We start from the raw sequence: 21,353 nt of genomic DNA on the forward strand, positions 1-21,353 counted from the left end.
ACAAACTAAATTGCTTTACCATCTTTTCTTACAACAGCTTTATTTGCTTTTGAAAAATCAAATATGTAACATATTGTTCCATTACCAAGCTCTCCTGTACTTTGGTCGGGATATTGTTCTACAGGAGTTGGGGCAGGGAAATATGCGTCTGTGTTATCGTCTTCTGGAATATAAATTGCCGCCTCTGCAGATGTGATATTTTTGTAATAAACTTTTCCGTAATAGGTATATTCAATTTGAATTACAAGGTTGTGTGTAAAAGTTGTACCAGTTTTTTTATTAATAGCTGAAGAATATGTTTGAATTTGTGCTGGTAAATGAGTCAATGGAATTGATATATGACTATATTTTTCGTGATATAAAACTAGATCCTTAAAAATATATTTTAACGCGGGGTGTTTTGCTAAATTTTGTGAATAGCAATGAATGGAACGTTCAATAACTCCATTAGTAGGTTTTTTTACTACTAATCAACGTTTATGACCAATGTTATGTTCTTCATCAACCGTAGATATCATTCCATCTATACGTGCAAGTGTTATTTTTACATTTGTTAAACCGGTAGGATATTGTGGTTTTTCAAAATATTGCATTTGTGACCATTTATTTACGGTGTCTGGTTTTCCTGAATTATCCACTTCACGTTGAAGATCGCGAGCAGTTAATGTGCCAGGGGAAGAACAATTAATTACCACCTTTGTATCAGCAGGATGCATACGGAATTCAGCGTGCTCGCTTCGAATCATATATCCAAAATCTGTTGCATCAAACACTCTATTAATCACTGTTTGCGGGTTTGCTGTGTAAATTTTTTGGATTGCTTGAGTATCTTCGATATATCACTTACCATTTTCTTCTGCCATAAGTTTATATTTAATTTCGATGTAATCGTCGAAATTTTTTCTTATTGTCTCGCGAATTTTATAAGGGGCAGGAAGTGAGGCGCCATCCTCTGATCTGAGGACAATATCTTCATTTTTAACCTTATCTGGGTCATTTTGATGATAACTGCCATCTTGTTCTAAACCATTATTAAGTAATACGAATTTTAGTTTACGTGTATTTTTTCAGTAATTAAGTCCGTCTATCATTTTCTTTTTTCATTTATGTGAGCAGAAGTTTGTAATGACTAACGGTACTCGTTTTTGAAGATTTCCATATGTAATCAAAATATATATTTTTTTTGTACCATTTTCATCATCGTTCTCATTACCAACAGTTTCATCGATAGCAAACGTAAAATCTCGGGTATTATCGTGAATTTTATATTTGCTTGTAATTTGTCTTGCTAATTGTTGCAGTTTCGATGGTTTTGGTTTGCAAAATGACATTGTTAGGTCAAAATCGGTAAATCGAATCATTGATGGTAAGTTACTGTACGCTCTTATGATCTCGACAGATTCAGAGCCCCATTGTGTAATGAGTTCTTGAACAAGAACTTTTTCTTCAAACTGTTTAGCAGTAAGGTATCCAGTAATATTAATGATTTTTTCTGCAAAAATTGTTGGATCCTCTTTTGATTTAATTAGAAGTGTTATTTCTTTTTTATCACCAACGGTTGCAACTTTTTGCATATTAATTAAAACTTCATGACTAGCCTCAAGTGCTGCTAAATCAATTGGAGTATCATTTTTTAGTGCATCTCTTGTTTGGTATGGAACAATACTTGCGTGTTTATCAATATTGTTTTTAGTGGTTACTTCATTAGGAAGTTTATTAATTAAGTTATCTACCATTCTTTTTAATGCTACTTTTTTTGTTAAGAAGCCAGTAACTGTAATTCTGTGAACGATTGATTCACCATGAAAACTTAGTTTTAAGTCACATTGTACATAACCTGATAGCGAACTGTAAGTATGAGTTGCTGAAGCAAAGCTAACATCAATCCTTGGTACTAGCGCTGCAAAGCTTACTTTAATATCATTTTCTAATTCAGTAATAGTTTTATAGATCGCTGCACTAGGGTCAGTACTTGGAATTAAGTCTTTATACATGCTAGTTGTATAACTACTTTTAATTTTTGCTTTAGCTTCATTAAGTATTTTTAGTCTTCATTGTGCCGAAGTTAAAAAGCCTTTAATTAGGAAAATTTCTTCATAATCAGTTCCACGCAAGTTAATGTTTAAGGTAACTTTAACATACCCGAGTGGATCATTATTTAATCGTTGTTTAATTGTGATTGTAGCACCGTACTGACTTGCTAAGTCAACTAATGATGTTTTGCAATCATTATCAAGATCGCCGATCACATTATATTTATCATAAGTTGCTGAAGCAACATCATCATTGTAAAGCGTTGTTTGGTACTCATCATTAATCGCGGCTTTAATTGCAGCTATATCTTTGTTAAGTGATGCGGCATCACTTAAAAAGCCTTTAATTTTCATGGTAATTAGTTCGGTTTCGTTACCAATTTGTGCAATAAAACTAACGGTTCTTACTCCATCTCCATTAGCAAGCAAGGTGTAATCTTTTACAGTTAAACCTTGGTAGTTTAGCATAATGGTTTTAATTGGTACGGCAACATCAGCGGTAAAGTCATCAAAATTAGCATATGCTGAAGCTGGTGAACTTACTCCTTTATCGGTGTGATTTTTGGTTACTGTTTCTTTACCTACTTCATTTACAAAGTGCATTAAGTTACGACGATCAATATTGTTTTTAGTTAAAAAGCCATGAACTATAATGTCTTTTGTTTTAGTAATATTGTTGAATTCTGCTTCAATTGTTACTAATTTTTCACCGCGTTCATAGTACACGCCATCATTAACTTCGTGTACAACTCTTAAGTTAACTTTGTAAGGTTGTGTTTTTGCTTCAAAATCATATCCGGTATCAGTTGCCAGTTTTTGAATGGTATCAAATGTAACTTCTGATGCTTCATTATTAACATGTTTGGTATTAAAATGGTACTCATCCATTTCTCTAAAGATTTGACTAAATGCATACTCTGCTCAAGCGTTTTCATCCATAAAGCCAGTGACTGTAATGTTTTTACGTAACTTAGCTTTTTGTTTGCTAAGCACTAAAACTAAGAGTTTTTCACCACGAGTATCATTAGGTGCTTGTGATTCGAGTGTAAAGCTAATATTTTTTTTCTTTGCCTCGTCATCAAAGTGTCAGTCAACATCGTTAAAGAAATCAATGTAGTCAACGTATTTGTGAAGACTTGGTAATTTATTAGTGTTTTGTCTTGTAACAGTGCTGTTAGCGATTTCTAAAGCAACGTTTTCTAATTCTTTTTGGTGTGAAAATTGTAAAGGCGCAAAACCTTCAACATTAAATTTAATATTTTTGGTTGTTTTGCGTAACTTAGCAACAATACTTACATCTATAGAGTCGTTTGATTTTAATTCAAAGGTTGGTGTATCAAAACTTGATTCAGGAATTTTAGATTTTAGACTTGCAAAATCAAAATGGATATCTTGGAAAATATTTTCAACATTAAGATAATCGCTAGCAATTACTTCTTCTGTTGTTTTGGCTTTGTAATTGCTTGTTAAAAAACTTTTACCTAAACCAGCAAAAGCTTCATCAAGGGTTTGCGAATCTTTAACACTTTGTGGTAGATAACCTTCGATAATGAATTTAACACTTGCACTTTCTTGGTCACAAGTAAGATTAAGTGTTACTTCCATCGCATCAACTTCTTGTGTACCTGGTCTTAGGAATGGTGTATAACTAAACGTTAACTCAATTGGTATACTACCAAGAGTTGGATCGCTATTAGCAAGTTCGGTTAGTGGTAAGCCAGTATCTGCTGCTAAATCACTAAGTTCAGGGTAAAGGACGTTAGTTACAACTTTATCTTTATTGTTTAAGGTTACAACTTTGTTTTTGTTTAGTGGGATTTTACGAATAGCATTTAGGTTACCACGTAAACTTGAAACTGCCCCAATTAAGGCTATTAGTTCCTTATTATTTCAATCAGGGGCTTTAAAACCGGTAATAGTTATTTCGTCACTAACTTCGGTATGACCATTTTTGTCAATTAAAAAAATGCAAGCCGTAAGCTTGTTATTGTTTTTATCGATGTTAATAATATCGTAACTCACGGTATAGTCGCTTGGCACGCTTCCAATTAGTTGCAAGTTGTCATATGAAACATCTATCACACTTTTGCTTTCTTTATTTTCAACATCAAGCGATAAACTTCTTAGTGTAGTTTTCATTTGTTGAATGTCACTTTTGCTTTCTTGTTGTTTTTTTGCGACATTTAACAATACAGCTATTGTGCCTACCGAAACAATAACGGGAGCAGCAACGGCAATTAAAGCGCCAACAATATTCTTTACATTAAGTGGACGTCTAGCATTAGCAATTTGCTGTGGATGGATAGAGGTTGGTTGTTGGTTGTATTGTGTGTAGTATTCGGGCAAATTTGTTGTCTGTGTTGGTTGCGGTGTCAATTGATTTGGGTTTGAGTTTTGAGTTAGCTGAAGGTCTTTGTTTTCGGTATGACTATCAGCGTTTTGATTATGTTCTTTTTTACTCATTTTTTTAACACTCCTATTTAGTGAAAGAAGTTATAGTTATGTTTGTATATCTATTAATATGTAACATAGTTACAATCTTACTTCCTCCCTAAATATACAACTTTGCAAAAAAAAAAAAAAAAGCAAAAAAATGGCCAAATATCGCCCTAAAATGAAATAAATCATTTTTTAATAGTGGTTTCAACTAACAAAATTTTTCAGTAAGTTTTTGCGCTATTTGAGGGGATATTTTTAACAAATTGATTAAAAAAAACTTATAACATTTACAAAAATCAATGAAGTGTAAATCTTTGCATTTAACCGAAAAATGTTTTAAAACAGACATAGACATTAATGTGAAAAAAAACATTTTTGCAAGCGAGAAAAAAGATAAAAAAATACGCTAAATTAGGGAAATGAACGCATTTTTATTCTCAGTAAATTGCAATAAGTACCCAAGTTGCTATGAAAAAATAACAGCTTTTCATATTTTTTTATTTTTTTAGTATTTTTTATCCCTCCAGAATACATATATAAGTGGTTATAAAAAAAGAAAGGGGGTGATCTATGCCCAAAAATGAAAATGCACTTTATAATTTAATTAAAGATGCAACCAAACTAACCAATAAGGAGGTAATGTCTATTTTAAAACGTTACTCGGATGTTGATATGTTTCAAATGATGTTTGAAAATGAACCCAATATCCTTTGATTAATTGCAAAAATAGATCAAAATAATATGAAACAAAAAACAGAAAATGACAAATTCAAACAAATAGATCAGAAATTTGATCAAATTGATAAGAGATTTGATAGCTTTGAAACGAGATTTGAAGAAAAGTTTGAGACACTTACTAAAACCCTCCTTGGCGCAATTGCTGACGTAAAAAAAGAAATGTATATTGAATTTAACAAGGTTAATTCTAGACTCGATATACTAGAACAAGATGTCGCGCAACTCAAAACAGATGTTACACAACTCAAAACAGATGTCACACAACTCAAAACAGATGTCACACAACTCAAAACAGATGTTGCACAACTCAAAACAGATGTCGCGCAACTCAAAACAGATGTTGCAGTTCTTCAATCTGATGTGTTAATACTTAAGTCATTTCATAACATTAACTAATTTTGAGAATAAAAAACGTTTGTAAGACGTTTTTTATTTACTTAAAACTATATTTTGAAGAAGTTGAAAATCGCATAAGGTTACTGTGCAAAAAACAGTTTTAGCAATGATAAGTATAAAGCAATAAAAAAAGCAGCAGCGCTGCTTTTAATTAATCGTTTAAAGGTTTAAAACCTGCAACCTTTTTATTTTTATAAAATCCACAAAACTGACATGCAACATGAGGTTCAATTTGTTTTGAACAATTAGAACACGCTCTTGTACCTGTTGCTGTTAAAGAATCATGGGTTCTTCTTAAATGTTTACGTTGCTTTGAAGTTTTACGCTTGGGAACAATTGCCACTTTCTCCTCCTTATGTGATGTTGCTATTAATCGTAATGAATATTATAAATCATTCTTTTCAATTTTATCAAATAATTTTTAAAATAAAAGTGCAAATTTATATAATAAAAATATGCGAAAACCACGATTAGGTATTGTAGTTGAATATAATCCGTTTCATAACGGACATATTTTTCAATTAGAATATGCGAAAAAACACTTTCCATGCCATGATATTTATCTTTTTATGTCAGGCAAATATACTCAGCGTGCAGAAATAAATATTTTACCGTTTCGCACACGTGTTAAAATTGCAAAGAAATTTGGTGTGAAAAAAGTAATCAAATTGAAACAAAAATATGTTATTCAAGCAGCGCACATTTTTGCAAAACACGCAATTTTAATGATGAAGAAACACCATATTAATTCTTTATTATTTGGCAGCGAAACTAATGACATTGATGTTTTTAAAAAGACGGCGAATGTAATTTGTAGCGAAGATTCGAATTTTCGTGCGACTTTAAAATCATATTTGAAGCAAGGCTTCTCTTTTCCACGCGCTAATAATGAGGCATTAAAAGAAATTTTTGGTCGTGAATTTATTATGCCAAATGATATTTTAGGTCTCGAATATGTCAAAGCAATTTATAAACATAAGTTATCGATCGAACCATTTTGTCATAAAAGAACAAATGACTTTCACGCTAAGATTCCAAATGGAGTTTATGCATCAGCAACGTATATACGAGAACAATTAGTACAAGGTAATTATGAAGAAGCAAGTAAATATACGCCTGTAAAATTAAAAACAAAATTTCCTAAAATTCAAGACAAATTCAAGAGATTTAAAGAAATTTTACGTAAAACAGATAATACTGATTTAGCGCAAATTCCACTTGTCAGCGAAGGAATTGAGAACTTATTTAAAAAACATATTGATGCAAAAACATATGAAGAATTTATCGATCGTTGTAACTCAAAACGTTATACTAGCTCGAGAATTAAGCGAGTAATGCTTGCGATTCTTTTGAAACAGTTTCCCTTACGACTTAAAATTCGTAAGTTCTGAATCAATTTTTATTAAAAAAGCCATGAAAACACACGAAATTACATTGAAACTTTTTATTTTCAAAAATGGTAAAATATTTCTGAAGTGATATTGTGGAAATAATTACTTATAGAAGGAGAAAAAATGAAAGAAGAAAAAATTATTGTTGTTGGTGCCAACCACGCGGGAACAAGTTTTTTAAGAACAATTAAAACTTTGAATTCAAACGCTAACATCACAGCATATGATCGTAATACTAACACATCATTTTTAGGATGTGGTATTGCATTATGAGTAGGGGGAGAATTTAAAGAACCAACCGGTTTATTCTACTCTTCGCCCGCATCATTAATTAAGGATTATGGGATTAATCTTCATATTGAACACGAAGTAATTGGTGTTGATCGAGAAAATAAAACTGTTACTGTTTTAAATCTTAGAACCAAGAAAGAATTTAAGGATAGTTATGACAAACTAGTGTTTGCTGGTGGAACATGACCTGTTGAAATTAACATTCCAGGCGCAAACTTAAACAACATTGTGTTATCAAAATTATTCCAGCACGGTGAATATATTCAACAAAAAGCAAACGATAAAAGCATTAAAAATGTTGTTGTTGTTGGTGCTGGTTACATTGGTGTTGAGCTAGTTGAGGCATTCCATATTAAAGGTAAAAATGTTACTTTAATTGATATGGAAAGTCGTGTGCTTCCAAATTACTTTGATGCCGAATTTACAGATGAGCTTGAAAAAAGAATGAAGACACACAAAATTAACATGGCGTTGGGTCAAATTGTTCAAGAATTTAAATCAAAAGATGGTAAAAACGTATCAAGCGTTGTAACTAATAAAGGTGAATACCCAGCTGATCTTGTAATTATGTCAATTGGCTTTAAACCTCGTACAGATTGTATTGATGTTGAAAAATTACCAAATGGTGCAATTAAAGTTGACGAATTCCAAAGAACAATTTCGGATCCTAACATTTATGCATTAGGTGACTCAGCTGCTTTAAAATCAATGGTTAATGGTGAATACCAACACGTTGCCCTTGCAACAAACGCTGTTAAAACTGGTGTTGTGGCTGCTACTCACCTTGCTGGTGTTAATGCTCCATTCCCTGGTGTAGCAGGAACAAACGCAATTAATGTTTTTGGTTGCTCGTACGCATCAACAGGATTTACACTTAAGGCTGCGAAAGAAAATGGTTTCAAAAACGCTGCTGTTGAATATTGAATTGACAATGACAGACCAGAATTCATGAGAAGTGTAGAAAAAGTGGGAATTAAAGTGACCTATGATAAAGATTCTTTAAGAATTTTAGGTGCTCAATTAGGTACTTGAGGAAAAGTAAGACACACAGAAGCAATTTATATGTTTTCTGTAGCAATTCAAAACAAAATGACATTACTAGATCTTGCTTTAAGTGATGTTTACTTCCTACCTCACTTTAACAAGCCATTTAACTTCATGTTAATGCCATTACTTAACGCATTAGGTATTAAATACAAAAAATAAATATGTCAAAATCAACTAAATTATTTGAAACTGATTGAATTTCTGTACACAAATCTGAAAAAGGGTTTATTTATTGTCAGCGCAAAAGCGTAAACTCAATTGCGGCGTTACTTTATAAAAAAGTTGATAATGAAAAGTTATTTTTAGTTCATTATCAACCTTTGCCAGAAGTAGAGGAGAAAACAAAATTCGATGATTGTTTTCCTTCAACAGTAACGGGCGCAATTGAAGAGGGAGAAAAACCAGTTGAGTGTGTAATCCGGGAAATTCAAGAAGAAACTGGCTTTAAAGTTACTAAAAAGCATATTAAAGCAAGTTCTGTGTCAATCGCAACGACACAAATGAATGAAAAGGTTTTCAATTTTTTAGTTGATGTAACAAATTTGGAACAAGGCGAGATTATGAATGATGGTTCCTTATTCGAAGCTGTTTCTTATAATGAGTGAAAAACTGCTGCTGAATTAGAAACAATTTTTGAAAGAGAACTTTATCTTTCTAGCCTAACGTCTTGTTATTTACTAACTAAAAAAATCTAGTCATTGTACTAGATTTTTTTTCGGTTTTCAAATGCTTGTTTCAAGGTTATTTCATCAATATAATCAATTTGCGAACCAAAAGGTAAACCGATTGCGAGTTTGGAAATATTTTTATTTTTCAATTTGTTAATTAAAAATTCTGATTTGATTTCGCCTTGTAAATTTGGACTCAACGCCAAAATAATATTAGTGTGAGTATTAATATAATCTCAATCGTTACTTTTTAACTCAAGCGGAGCATTTTGTTTTTTATCAATTGCTTGTTCTCAAACAAAATACTCGCCATTATAAAATTCACCTTGTTCAATTTTGTCAACATCGTTAATTGTTTCAACAATCATTAGTTGATTTTTATTGCGGTTATTATCTAAACAAATATTGCATAAATAATCAGTGGCAATATAATGACAGTGGTCACAGATAAAAACATAATTTTTAACTTTTTCAATTGCTTTGATTAAATTAGCAACTTCTTGTGGTTCCATCTTTAATAGATGTTGCGAAATTTTTGCTGCTGTTTTTTTAGTGATGCCAGGCAAATTACTTAAAGCCTGATTAAGTTCGTTAATAATGTGATTTTCCATAACTAAAATGGCATATTTTTTGGCATTTTTGGTGCCGATGCTTCGTATTCTGTATCAATATTATCAACTGCTTCATTAATTGAAAGTGCGATCATATCTTCTAGCAACTCGATATCATCTTCATCAATTAAAATTGGGTCAATTTTCAATGATTTAATCTTTTTATTACCAGTCATAACAAGGCTAAGCCCTTGTTTTTCGATGGTAAATTCTTTTTTAATAAATTCTTTTTCTCTTAATTCGAGTTCGGCTTGCATTTTCTTTGCTTGTTTCATCATTTCATTAATGTTCATCTTTTCTCCTTTGAAATTTTTTTAAAAGCATAGTATTACTAAATATTTCATCCATTTCTTTTTTCTCTTTTTCTAAGAATTTTATTACAAAATCTGCTTTTAAAATTTCATGTTTTTTTGGTTTAGGAACTTTTCCATTAGCTACATCTTTAATATAGTCTAGTAATTGTTGTTGGAATTCACGATCAATTAAGTAGATATAACGGTATTCCTTGAATACTTTATAGATTAGTAAATTAATACATAATTTTTTAACTTGTTCATCTACGTGACTAAGCGCCCTTTCGCTATCAGAAGTTAGTAACAAGAATTTTTCTGATGAAAAGACTATTTTACATTTTGCTAGTGATTGTTGTACTAAATGAAGTTCGTTTTCAGTAAATTGTGCTTGGTCAGTTGCTGTAAAGTCGGAATACACTATATATTCAATTGAAGAAAATTTTGCTTCATCAGATGTTTTAAGATTTTTATCTCTTTGCAAGAATAAGCTTGTGTAATCTTCAAGAGAGTATTTGTTAATATCGCTTTTTTTATTGCGTGACACAAACTTTGTTTTAGGTTTTGATTCGGTTGTGCTTTGTGTTGGTTTTTGTTCTTCATCAACTAAGGGTTTGGTTTTTTTAGAATTGCTTTCTTTAAGTAAATTTGGTATTTTTACGTTTGGAATTTCAGGCATTTCTGGTGGTTCAGGAAAATTAATTGATCCCTGAATATTAATTGATTTTTCAATATCTGTATTTTTATATTTTTCAGTAATTTTTGTAGATTTTTCTTGAATAATATCATTTTTTTGTTCTGTATTATTTATGAATTTTTTTAGTGAATCAACTGATTTTGATACCTCTTGTTTTTCTGGCAAACCAAGAGAAATTTCAAGCAACTTCATTTCAAGATACTCAAATGTATTTTCAATGTAGTAAAGTTTTTTTAAAATTGAATATAACTCGAAGACATATGTTCTAGCTTCATCAAAATCAATTTTAAAAGTTTCAAGTTGTTCTTTTAATAGGACATTTAATAATCCTGTACGGTTAGTAGCCTTGTAAACAACAAAATCTTTTAGCACATCGATTAGGTTATAAATAAGTTTTTCAGTTTCGATTCCAGCCTGATGCAAATCTTCGAGTAGGGCAATCAATTCTTTTTTGTTTTTTTCTTTAATGTGGTTAATAATTGCGATTAAGTTATCGTTTGAAACAATACTGAATGCATGAACCAATTCATCAAGTTTAATGTTGCGATTACCTAAACTAATCGCATGATCGGCAATTGAAAGCGCATCCCGCATCCCACCAGTTGAAAGTCGAGCAATATGTTCTAGGACTTGATTTTCATATGTAATTTTTTCTTTATCAAAAATGTATTTTAATTGCGAAACAATTACTTTTTGACTCATTAATTTGAAGTTGAAACGAATTAATCGTGAAAGAATTGTTGAAGGGATTTTTTGTGGGTCGGTTGTTGCTAAAATAAAAACAATGTGTTTTGGTGGTTCCTCTAAAATTTTTAATAAACTGTTAAATGCATGATTTGATAGCATGTGCATTTCATCAATAATATAAATTTTATAATCGCCTTCAAAAGGGGCGTTTGAGGCCTTTTCAATTAAATCACGCATATCATCAACCGTGTTATTAGAAGCGCCATCAAACTCGACAATATTTAATGAATTATTAACGTTTTCAATACAGTTTTCACAAGGTTCAGGATCATCACTATTGCGATGAATGCAATTAAGAGCGCTTGCAAAAATTTTAGCTACTGAAGTTTTTCCCACACCACGGGGTCCTGAAAATAAATAAGCATGTCCGTGTTTTTTATTAATTAATGAGTTGGTTAAAGCGGTAACAATATTATCTTGCCCCTTTACTTCTTTAAATTTACGCGGACGATATTTTCGATATAAATTGATGTGTTCAGTGTTTTGATTGTTATCAGTTTTATTTTTAACCATTTTGCTCCTTCCTACAATTCTAGATTACTTAAAATTATTTTATCATTTAACACCATATTTAGTTATTAATCAATATAATATAAAAGGTCTTATTGGAGGCAAAATGAAAATGTTAAATTTAGATTTGAGTACCGCAATTGATGAAGATAAAGTTTTAGAACATCAAGAACAGGTTAATCAAATTCACAAACAAATTGTAAATAAAACAGGTAAAGGCAATGCTTTTTTAGGCTGATGCGAACTTGTTAATAACTATGATAATGATGAATTTAAGAAAATAAAAGCAAAAGCCAAAGAGTGGCAAAAAAATGGTGTTGAAGTTATTGTTTCCATCGGAATCGGTGGTTCTTATTTAGGAATCAAGGCTGCATACGAATATCTTTATGGACAATATGCAACTCAAAAACCAAAAATTGAGCTTTTATTTGCCGGAAATAGTATTAGTAGTTATGATTTAATCAATAAACTTAAATATGTTGAGGATAAAAAGTTTGCAATTAATGTTATTTCGAAATCAGGAACTACACTTGAGCCATCAATTGCTTTTCGTGAATTTCGTAAATTATTAGAAGCTAAAATTGGTGAGGAAGAAGCAAAAGATTTTATTGTCGCAACCACTGATAAAGCAAAAGGTGTTTTATTTGACTTGGCAACAAAAAAAGGATATACAAAATTTGTTATTCCTGATGATGTTGGTGGTAGATTTAGTATCTTAACACCTGTTGGGTTATTCCCATTAGCCTGTGCCGGTGTTGATATTGATGCGTTAATGCAAGGAGCAAAAGAAGCACAAAAAGTTTTTTCAAATCCCGATCTTAAACTTAATGATTCATATAAATATGCAGTAACAAGATTTTTACTAGGTAAAAAATATAAGCTAGAAACACTTGTTACTTATGAACCAAATTGAAGCTTTTTAAGCGAGTGATGAAAACAACTTTTCGCGGAATCAGAAGGTAAAGAAGGCAAAGGGCTTTTACCATACAGTCTTGTTTATTCGACTGATTTACACTCACTTGGTCAATTTGTTCAAGAAGGAAGTCCGATTTTATTTGAAACAATTTTTTGATTGGAAAAACCACGCTTAAATTTTGAAGTTAAAATTAAGGAATCAGAAGATATTGACAAACTTTTCTACTTGAATATGAACAATATTCATAATATTAATAAAGCAGCATACGAAGCAACAAGAATGGCGCACTACAAAAATGCGGGAATTCCAAACCTTGTAATTAATATTAAAGAAGCAAATGAGGCATCACTAGGATGAATTTTTATGTTCTTTGAATGAGCCTTAGCAATGAGCGCGTATATGCTTGGGGTCAATCCATTTGACCAACCAGGTGTGGAAGTTTATAAAACAAATATGTTTAAAATTTTGAAAGGGAATAAATAATGCAAAAATATAAAATAATGGTTGAAATTCCTCGTCACTCAGAGATTAAATATGAATACAACCGTGCAACAAATGCGATTGAAGTTGATCGAATCTTACGGGATGGATTTAAATATCCTGCAACTTATGGTTTTTTACCACAAGCACTTGACTGAGATGGAGACGAACTTGATGTTTTAGTTTACAGCGATCGTGATTTTTTACCAGGTACATTTCTTAATGTTCGAATTGTAGGAGCGATGCGAATGATTGACAGTGGTGAAACTGACACAAAATTAATTGGGGTTCATGCTGATGATTATTTACTTGATGGCATTAACTCACTTAAGGACATACCAAGCAAATGACTAGAAAATGTAAAATATTTCTTTAGTCATTATAAAGATTGAAAAGGTAAAGATCTTACTAAAGTGCCAGGTTTCGAAGATGAAAAGTGAGCGTTGGCTGAAATTAATGAATGCATTGAATTAATGAATAAATATGGTAAATTACCTAAAAAAGAATTTGTTAAAAAAATGCAAAAAGAACACCCTGAAAAATATACAATCTAAAAAAACAGCAAAAACGGCTGTTTTTTTAATAAAAAATAACTTTTTGCACAGTTTGGCAAAAAGTTATTGCAAGTGTCACAAAGTGATATGGTGCCATCTACAAGACTTGAACTTGCGACCCCATCCTTACCATGGATGTGCTCTACCTGCTGAGCTAAGACGGCGTTTATAAGTTTTATTATATAAAAAAATATAATAATTGATGTAAATATTTTTTAGCACTTAAAGTGATAGTGTGCTAAAATTAGGATATGAGTAAACAAAAAAGAGACTTTTATGAGGTTTTAGGAGTTAGCAAAGATGCGTCGGCGCGTGAAATCAAAACCGCTTACCGTAAACTTGCTAATTTATATCACCCCGATAAATCAAAAGACCCTGATGCTGAAGAAAAAATGAAGGAAATTAATGAGGCTTATGATACCTTAATTGATGAAAACAAACGCGCTAATTATGATCGTTTTGGTGACCCAAATGCACAATCAGGTTTTGGCGGTTTTGATGGTTTTGAAGGGTTTGGTAATTTTGGTGGATTTAGTGGCTTTGGTGATATTTTCGAGAGCTTTTTTAATCAGGCAAATAGTGGGAGCTGAAATAAATCAGGTGCTCGAAATTTTGGCGAAGAAATAAGTATCAGTTTTGTTGATTCGATCTTGGGAACTAATATTAAAAAGAAACTTAAAAAATATGAACACTGTAGTGGATGTAATGCAACTGGTTATAATTTAAAATCTGAACGTAAAGATTGTTATGAATGTAATGGTAGCGGCGAGATTTTAAAACAGGTTAATTCAATTTTTGGCGTTCAAACAAAAACATATATTTGTTCAAAATGTGATGGAAATGGTTATCGTTACGAAGAAAAATGTAATATCTGTCACGGTAAAAAATATAGTATTGTTGAAAAAGAAGTTAATGTTAAAATTCCAGCCGGTGTAAATGATGGAACAAAATTAAGGGTTATTGGTTTTGGCGAATTTAGTCCAGCCGGCAATGGTGATTACATTATGATTGTTAATGTAAGAGAACATAAATTTTTCAAACGTAAAAACAACGATATTTATGTTGAACTGAAGGTTTCGTTAAAAGATGTATTAACCGAAAAAAATGTTAAGGTTCCTACTCCACACGGTATTGTTGAAATTAAAATGAAGCGCAATTATACAAACGGAATGGCCGTAACCTTACGTGGTAAAGGGGTAATTACTAATAAAGGCGATGGTAATTTAATTGCTATTTTAGAAATTATTCACCCCAAATATGACGATAAAACTGAAAGTTTATTGAGATCAGTGCTTGAAAAAGCGCATGATGATGTAAATGAAAAATACGCAAAAGACGTTTTAAAAAATAACTAATTAATATATGCAAAATCCAATTGCATATATTTTTTTACTTTATAATTAATTTTATGAAATATAACAAGGATAACATCAAAGATCACTGACTTGTTCGTGATAACCCTGCATTACAAGTTAAAATCTCACATTTACTCGCAAAAAACAATCAAAATATTGATGATTTTTTAGTGGAACATGAGTTAGAAAATTTACTAAATATTAAACAATTCGAAGGTTTAAAATGAGCAAAAACTAATCACTTTTTACATTTATTTGATGAGATCCGAGTAAATACAAATAGTGAGAATTTGGATTATTTAAGCGAAATTTCTAATGATATTTATGATTTTTTAAAAAGTGAAGAAATCGAATTTGAAAACACTGGTGATAATAAGCTTGAAAATAATTATGATACAGTTATATACAATGTAAATTACATTCCTTCTGAGGATGAAGAATAGGAGCAAGATGGGTAAGATTAATATTGCAATTGATGGACCAAGCGGTGTAGGGAAGTCGACAATTAGTAAACATATTAGTGAAAATTTGGGTTATAACTTTATTAACAGTGGTAGTGTTTATCGAGCAGTTGCGCTTTATTTATATCTTAAAAAAATTGATTATAAAAATCAAGAATTAGTAATTCAAAATCTTCCAAATATCAAAATCGAACTAGAAAAAGATCGAGTTTTTTTAAATGGTAAAGAAGTAGAAAATCAATTACGTGAACAACATATCTCTCAAATTGCCTCAGTTTCTAGTTCATATCCTAAAGTACGTGAATTCGTAGTTCGACTAATTCAAAACATTGTAAAAAATAAAAAAGGCTATATTATGGATGGCCGTGATACCACTTTCCGCTTAATGCCAAATGCTGAGCTTAAAATATTTTTATGGGCTGATGCTAGTGAGCGTGCTAAAAGACGTTTATTACAAGATAAGGAAATGGGTTTTGTTTCAAATTATGACGAAGTTTTAAAAAATATTATTGCGCGCGATGAGCAAGATATGAATCGTGAAGTTGACCCATTACATCAGACAAAAGATGCCATTAAAATTGATTGTACTAATTTAAATAAAGCACAAGTAATTGAAGTTATTACCGAATTAGTAAGGAGCAAGGAAAGTGAAAACAAATAATACGATTGCTTTAATTGGGAAACCAAATGTTGGTAAAAGTACGCTTTTTAACCGTATTATCGGCAAAAGAAAATCAATTGTTCATGATGAGCCAGGTGTAACAAGGGATCGTTTATATCACAAAGCATCTTGAACTAATCATCATTTTTATATTATTGATACTGGTGGAATTCATATTCAAAACGCCGTTTTTCAAAAAGAAATTTTAGCCCAAGCACAAATTGCAATTAATGATGCCGCAGTTATTATTTTTGTTTGTGATGCGCGAAGCGAAATTTCGAGTGATGATATTTTTATTATTAATTTATTGCGTAAGTCTGGTAAAAAAATAATTTTAGCCCTTAACAAAATGGAAGACGAAAACAATCTTGATTATTCATGATACGGACTTGGTATTGAAGATGTTTTTAAAATATCAGCATTACATGGCCAAGGAATTGGCGATATGTTAGATTTGGCATGTTCGTTTTTGAGTAATAAAAAAGATGAAGAAGATAATGAATTCAAACTAGCAATTTTAGGAAAACCTAACACTGGTAAATCAACACTTTTTAATTTACTTTCACAAAAGGAACGTTCAATTGTTTCTGATGTTGCCGGAACAACAAGAGATAGTGTTGAAGAAACGATTGTTATCAATAAACAAAAGTATCAAATAATCGATACTGCTGGTTTAATAAAAAAATCAAAGTTAGTTGAGAGTGTTGATCATTACGCTTGATTAAGGGCACAAGATTCGCTCGAAGACTCTAATTTGTCAATTATTGTTCTTGATGCTACTCAGGAGTTGAGTAATTTTGACTCGCGAATTATTGGTTATGCACTTGAAAATCAGAAACCAATTATTATTGTCATTAACAAGTGAGATTTAATTGAAAAAGACACGAACACATTACGTGATTTTGAGAAAAAAGTACGAAATAAAATTCACTTTGTACCTTGGGTGCCAATCGTTTTTATTTCTGCAAAGGAAAATAAAAATGTTAATAAACTAATTGAAAAATTACACCAAGTTCGTACTAATTTGACCCAGGAAATCGCGCCACGAATCCTTACTAGTTTAATGGTTGAAATGCAAGTTTTTCGTCAACCGAAAGCATTTCAAGGCGGTGTTTTAAGTATTAGTTTGGTCAAACAGATCAAAGCTAATATTCCAACTTTTAATTTCTATGTCAATAACAAAAAATACCTACACTTTACCTATGAACGTTCAATTGAAAATGAATTGAGAAATTCAATTAATCTTGAAGGTTGTCCAATCAAACTCAATTTTATTGACAAGAAATAATTTTAGCAATAACTGGTATAAAATCAAGAAAACCGGGCAAGATTATTTGTAATTTATAACCGTTTTTTTGAATATATTTATAACTAAAACGAGAAGACATAAAATTCAATTTTTCAGCAGAAATTCAGTAAAATTCATTGAAATTTAAAAAACCAATGATATAAAAACCTAGCCCCTTATGATTAATAATATCCAGCAAATATTCATGTTGGTGTTTTTTAATATTTTTCATTTCAAAATAACTTTTGGTTGTTGATTTAGCGTCGAATGCGAAAAATTTCCCTTGATATATTCCGTAGTAATCTACAGTACTTTTAGCGCGAATTTTCGCTTTATTTAGTTTGTGATTTTCTTGCACATTGCCAAAGGAAATATCTAAAAATACACGATGTACAATTGCGAGATTATTGATTTTGTAGTACGTTAAACTGTTGTCAATTATACTTTCTAAAAATTTGCCATTATTTTTCATTCCACTATATAATGTCTTAAAAATATACTTTTATTTACTAAAACGAAAAAAAATAGGAAATATCAAATAAAATTATTAGTATATTAGGAGGAATATGACACCAAGAGCAAAATTAATTTTGACTTTCCCACTTTGAATTTGAAGAATGACACGGATTAATAAACGGGCAAGAAAATATCGTAAAGCACCTGACCTCCACCCACTTCAAAGTCGTCAAGATTTTATTGTTAAGTACGTAACGAAAATGCTAAAAACACTTAATGTTGAAGTTGAAACAAAAGGGTTGGAAAATTTACATAAATCACCTTGCTTATTAATTCCAAACCATACATCAAATATAGATGTTTTAGCAATTATTTACGCCCTAAGAAAACAATCGTTTGAACAGGATGAAGCGAATCGTTTAACTACTTTTATTGCTAAGAAAGAGCTAACCAAAAAACACGTAGTGCGCAATGCGATGTCTTTACTAGATACGTTTGTAATTGATCGTAACAAAGCAAAAGAATCGTATGAAATTTCAAAGAATTTTGGGGCCTTTGTCAAAGCAAATAAAACATATGGCGTTATTTTCCCTGAAGGTACTAGAAGTAAAGATGGCAAAATGAATGAATTTAAATCTGGTGCCTTCGATATTGCAAAAGCCTATTTTTTACCAATTGTGCCAGTGTCAATTATTAATGGATTTGGCGCTGATAAATTAAGTCGTCGTGGTAAGCAAAAAATTACAATTATTTTTCATTCAGTAATTAAACCAATGACCTTTGTTTCACAAGACCGCAAAAAACTAGCGCAAAGCGTTCAACAAATTGTACAAAACGGAGTTGAAAATTATGATCGAAACTAAGTCAATCAAAATCGAAATCGATGACGACAAAAAAATTAGTCCTAATAGCGTCTATACTGATAACCCATACAACATTGAAATTAAGAATTTTAATGGTCCGCTTGATTTATTACTTAATCTAGTTAAAGATAAAAATATCGATATTATGGAAGTCGATCTTGTTGAGTTGGCAGAAAATTATTTAAGAATTATTAAAAGCGTTCAGGATCGTGACATTAACTTGGCTAGTGAATATCTAGTTATGGCCGCTACTCTTTTACAAATTAAGGCGCGGAGCTTACTTGAAGAAGACGAAGAAGAAGATGAAGAATTGGCCCAAGACAAAAAAGAGATTCTTCTCCAAGTGGCTATGTACAAACAGTTCAAAGAACTTACCCCTGTCTTACAAGAGCATGAACTTTCAAGACGCGATATTTTTATTAAAAAACCAAGCAATGTTGATGAATTTAAAAAACCAATTGATCGAACAGCGCTAGATGGTAATGGGAATCCAATGACCTTAATCAAAGCGTTGCGTTTAATGTTTGAACGTGTGCACGCTGTAGCGTTACGTCGTTCAAAAGTAAAAACACTTAAAATTACTGCTAGTGATCAAATTGAACACATCAGAAAACTTTTTCGCGAAAAAGAAAATGTTACCTTTGAAGATATTTTCTACTTACCAAGTCTCGAGCACTTCGTTATTACTTTAATGGCGCTACTAGAACTTGTTAAAATCCAAGAAATTGTTCTTTTTCAAGAAGAAGAATATGGACCAATAACCATTGCTAAAGGAGAAGCGTATGCGGAATAAAATCATTGAAGCACTTTTATATATTCAAGGTGATCAAGGTTTAAGTCTTGAACAAATTAAAGAAGTTTTTGATTTAATGACAATTGAAGAAGCTAAAAAAGTTATTAAAGACTTTATTTCATTCTTTAATCAACAAGACCGTGGACTTAAGGTTGTTAATTTTAACGACGTTTATAAACTTGCGACTCGTGAAACTGTTCGGGAAGCAGTTGAAAAACTTGTTTCGATTAAAAGACGAGGAAAACTTACTGCCGGAATGATGGAAGTTGTAGGGATTGTTGCTTACAAACAACCAATTACTCGGGGCGGAATTAGTAAAATTCGTGGGGTTGACTCAAACAGTTTGGTACAATCGTTAATTGATAAAAAACTAATTGAAGAAGTTGGTAAATCACCAACACCTGGAACGCCGGCATTATTTGGTGTAACTAATAAGTTTTACGATTATTTTAAACTTAAAACATTGTCGGAATTACCTAAATTAGCAGAATTTGAATTTGATGATAATCCTGAAGCAAATGAAGGCATTGATTTATTTAGTTCGCAACGTCATGACCAATAAAAAAACGCAAGACGCGTTTTTTATTTTCAAACTTCGTATTTACCTTTGTGAATTAATCTATAATTGTAGTTTTCTTGATCAAGAAAATTTTCTAACGCGGTGCTTAAAGCACCTGTTCCGTGACCTGTAATAAAGATGGCACCATTAAGGCCAATTAGTTTTGTTGCGACAAAACTAATCATTTCATCAATATACATTCCGTGTAAATCATATTCTGGTAAACCAAAGTTGTATTCGGCGGTAATGTTGGGTTCGTAATAACTAGATTTTTTTATTTTTCTTTTTGACATGTTAAACACACAAACGAACTTTCATTGTGGCGAGTAATGAGTTTAATTTTATCATTGCAAATTTGACATTTTTCGCCTTCACGATTGTAAACTTTTAATTCTTTTTTGTAAAGTCCGATTTTAAAATCTTTATCAATAACTGATTTAGTATCGCTACCAAATTTTTGGGTTGCTTCTTCTAAAATTTGTTGTGCGTTAATAACTATTTGGCGAATTTCTTCTTTACCTACGCGTTTACAGCTAGTAAAGGGATGAACTTTTGATTTATAAAGAATTTCATCAGCATAAACATCGCCAATTCCCATGATGTAATCATTACTTTTAAGTGCTCATTTAATTGATTTATTCTTTTTGTATAAGTTTGAGTAAAGAATTTCGTGGTTAACAATTTTTGCGGTAGCACCCTTACATAAAACTGGCGCTTTGCAGTCGTATGTTTTGCACGAACTAATGTGGAAACACCCTAGTTGACTTGGATCGGCAAAGTGTAATTCGCTTGTGTCAGTAAAACGAAAGATCACTAAAGTGTGTTTTGAAGGGGTGGTTGGTTCAGCAAAATACATATAACTTCCGTGTTGTTTTGGGGTGGAAATTAAAATCTTATTGTTTGTTAATTCAAGCAATAAGCAGGTATTTTTTGAGCTTATTTTTAGGATAGTTTCACCCTTAATTGTTTTCTCAAAATCAGTCATTTCAATATTTTTAATTAAGGTCGCTTTTCTAATTTCGGCTGAACTAAATGTCTTACCAACTAAGACGTTTTTCATCGCTTGTTTGATGGTTAGGATTTCTGGTAATTCTGGCATACTATATATT

Annotated in this window: 21 protein-coding genes and 1 tRNA gene; 13 read left to right on the forward strand and 9 right to left on the reverse strand. The window is 31.3% G+C overall.

What is annotated here, in order from left to right; translation table 4 throughout:
• Nucleotides 1-5: 5 nt before the first annotated feature.
• On the reverse strand, nt 6-4,496 hold the full coding sequence (locus tag NPA09_RS01290) for a lipoprotein 17-related variable surface protein (RefSeq protein ID WP_129722039.1): 4,491 nt from the start codon (nt 4,494-4,496) through the stop codon (nt 6-8).
• A 546-nt stretch (nt 4,497-5,042) separates the two neighbouring features.
• Here NPA09_RS01290 and NPA09_RS01295 point away from each other — a divergent pair.
• A complete protein-coding gene (locus NPA09_RS01295) occupies nt 5,043-5,606 on the forward strand; it encodes a hypothetical protein (RefSeq protein WP_129722036.1) in 564 nt (187 codons plus the stop codon).
• Nucleotides 5,607-5,757: 151 nt separating this feature from the next.
• Here NPA09_RS01295 and rpmF read toward each other — a convergent pair whose 3' ends face one another.
• Nucleotides 5,758-5,949 (reverse strand): 50S ribosomal protein L32, encoded by a 192-nt coding sequence (rpmF, locus tag NPA09_RS01300; protein WP_129722033.1) that lies wholly within the window; start codon nt 5,947-5,949, stop codon nt 5,758-5,760.
• Nucleotides 5,950-6,061: 112 nt separating this feature from the next.
• On the opposite strand from rpmF, the gene NPA09_RS01305 reads away from it, so the two are divergent.
• From NPA09_RS01305 to NPA09_RS01315, 3 genes are all read left to right on the forward strand, one after another.
• Entirely contained in the window at nt 6,062-7,012 is a 951-nt protein-coding gene (locus NPA09_RS01305) for a nucleotidyltransferase (protein WP_129722030.1), read from the forward strand.
• A 108-nt stretch (nt 7,013-7,120) separates the two neighbouring features.
• Nucleotides 7,121-8,494 (forward strand): FAD-dependent oxidoreductase, encoded by a 1,374-nt coding sequence (locus NPA09_RS01310; protein WP_129722027.1) that lies wholly within the window; start codon nt 7,121-7,123, stop codon nt 8,492-8,494.
• A 2-nt stretch (nt 8,495-8,496) separates the two neighbouring features.
• The gene (locus tag NPA09_RS01315) at nt 8,497-9,030 is read left to right on the forward strand and encodes an NUDIX domain-containing protein (protein ID WP_129722023.1); all 534 of its coding nucleotides are present in this window, start codon (nt 8,497-8,499) and stop codon (nt 9,028-9,030) included.
• Between the two features lie 8 nt (nt 9,031-9,038).
• Here NPA09_RS01315 and NPA09_RS01320 read toward each other — a convergent pair whose 3' ends face one another.
• Genes NPA09_RS01320 through dnaX form a run of 3 tightly spaced genes read right to left on the reverse strand, consistent with a single transcriptional unit; the run spans nt 9,039 to nt 11,861 of the window.
• Entirely contained in the window at nt 9,039-9,614 is a 576-nt protein-coding gene (locus NPA09_RS01320; protein WP_129722021.1) for a toprim domain-containing protein, read from the reverse strand.
• 2 nt (nt 9,615-9,616) lie between these two features.
• Nucleotides 9,617-9,907, reverse strand: a complete 291-nt coding sequence (locus NPA09_RS01325) for a YbaB/EbfC family nucleoid-associated protein (RefSeq protein ID WP_129722017.1) — start codon at nt 9,905-9,907, stop codon at nt 9,617-9,619.
• Nucleotides 9,897-11,861, reverse strand: a complete 1,965-nt coding sequence (gene dnaX / locus NPA09_RS01330; RefSeq protein WP_129722014.1) for a DNA polymerase III subunit gamma/tau — start codon at nt 11,859-11,861, stop codon at nt 9,897-9,899. The genes NPA09_RS01325 and dnaX overlap by 11 nt, the downstream gene beginning before the upstream one ends.
• 103 nt (nt 11,862-11,964) lie before the next feature.
• Here dnaX and NPA09_RS01335 point away from each other — a divergent pair, with 103 nt between their 5' ends.
• Nucleotides 11,965-13,257: a glucose-6-phosphate isomerase gene (locus NPA09_RS01335; RefSeq protein ID WP_129722011.1), complete on the forward strand. Its 1,293-nt coding sequence runs from the start codon at nt 11,965-11,967 to the stop codon at nt 13,255-13,257.
• Complete coding sequence (locus NPA09_RS01340) at nt 13,257-13,808, forward strand: inorganic diphosphatase (protein ID WP_129722008.1); 552 nt, start codon at nt 13,257-13,259, stop codon at nt 13,806-13,808. Before NPA09_RS01335 ends, NPA09_RS01340 begins: the two co-directional genes overlap by 1 nt.
• Before the next feature lie 88 nt (nt 13,809-13,896).
• On the opposite strand, the gene NPA09_RS01345 is transcribed toward NPA09_RS01340, so the two are convergent.
• Nucleotides 13,897-13,972 (reverse strand) — tRNA-Thr (locus NPA09_RS01345).
• Nucleotides 13,973-14,059: 87 nt separating this feature from the next.
• On the opposite strand from NPA09_RS01345, the gene NPA09_RS01350 reads away from it, so the two are divergent.
• Genes NPA09_RS01350 through der form a run of 4 tightly spaced genes read left to right on the forward strand, consistent with a single transcriptional unit; the run spans nt 14,060 to nt 17,573 of the window.
• Nucleotides 14,060-15,163: a DnaJ C-terminal domain-containing protein gene (locus tag NPA09_RS01350; protein ID WP_129722005.1), complete on the forward strand. Its 1,104-nt coding sequence runs from the start codon at nt 14,060-14,062 to the stop codon at nt 15,161-15,163.
• Between the two features lie 53 nt (nt 15,164-15,216).
• A complete protein-coding gene (locus tag NPA09_RS01355) occupies nt 15,217-15,606 on the forward strand; it encodes a hypothetical protein (protein ID WP_129722002.1) in 390 nt (129 codons plus the stop codon).
• Nucleotides 15,607-15,613: 7 nt separating this feature from the next.
• Nucleotides 15,614-16,285: a (d)CMP kinase gene (gene cmk / locus NPA09_RS01360; RefSeq protein ID WP_129721999.1), complete on the forward strand. Its 672-nt coding sequence runs from the start codon at nt 15,614-15,616 to the stop codon at nt 16,283-16,285.
• Nucleotides 16,272-17,573, forward strand: coding sequence for a ribosome biogenesis GTPase Der (gene der / locus NPA09_RS01365; protein ID WP_129721996.1), 1,302 nt, complete (start codon nt 16,272-16,274; stop codon nt 17,571-17,573). Before cmk ends, der begins: the two co-directional genes overlap by 14 nt.
• Here the strand turns inward: der and recU are convergent.
• Complete coding sequence (gene recU / locus NPA09_RS01370; RefSeq protein WP_129721993.1) at nt 17,557-18,045, reverse strand: Holliday junction resolvase RecU; 489 nt, start codon at nt 18,043-18,045, stop codon at nt 17,557-17,559. The genes der and recU overlap by 17 nt on opposite strands.
• A 94-nt stretch (nt 18,046-18,139) precedes the next feature.
• Between recU and NPA09_RS01375 the strand changes: the two genes are divergently transcribed.
• From NPA09_RS01375 to scpB, 3 genes are read left to right on the forward strand one after another with little or no spacing between them, the layout of a single operon-like run.
• Nucleotides 18,140-18,892 (forward strand): lysophospholipid acyltransferase family protein, encoded by a 753-nt coding sequence (locus NPA09_RS01375; RefSeq protein ID WP_129721990.1) that lies wholly within the window; start codon nt 18,140-18,142, stop codon nt 18,890-18,892.
• The gene (locus tag NPA09_RS01380; protein ID WP_129721987.1) at nt 18,879-19,685 is read left to right on the forward strand and encodes a segregation/condensation protein A; all 807 of its coding nucleotides are present in this window, start codon (nt 18,879-18,881) and stop codon (nt 19,683-19,685) included. The genes NPA09_RS01375 and NPA09_RS01380 overlap by 14 nt, the downstream gene beginning before the upstream one ends.
• Nucleotides 19,675-20,247 (forward strand): SMC-Scp complex subunit ScpB, encoded by a 573-nt coding sequence (gene scpB / locus NPA09_RS01385; protein ID WP_129721984.1) that lies wholly within the window; start codon nt 19,675-19,677, stop codon nt 20,245-20,247. The genes NPA09_RS01380 and scpB overlap by 11 nt, the downstream gene beginning before the upstream one ends.
• Before the next feature lie 20 nt (nt 20,248-20,267).
• Here the strand turns inward: scpB and NPA09_RS01390 are convergent, their stop codons facing one another.
• Entirely contained in the window at nt 20,268-20,537 is a 270-nt protein-coding gene (locus NPA09_RS01390; RefSeq protein WP_129721981.1) for a Smr/MutS family protein, read from the reverse strand.
• A complete protein-coding gene (locus tag NPA09_RS01395) occupies nt 20,519-21,343 on the reverse strand; it encodes a DNA-formamidopyrimidine glycosylase family protein (protein WP_129721978.1) in 825 nt (274 codons plus the stop codon). Before NPA09_RS01395 ends, NPA09_RS01390 begins: the two co-directional genes overlap by 19 nt.
• Between the last annotated feature and the right edge of the window lie 10 nt (nt 21,344-21,353).

The sequence above is a fragment of the Mycoplasmopsis equigenitalium genome (assembly GCF_024498255.1).
GTDB lineage: Bacteria > Bacillota_I > Bacilli_A > Mycoplasmatales > Metamycoplasmataceae > Mycoplasma_H > Mycoplasma_H equigenitalium.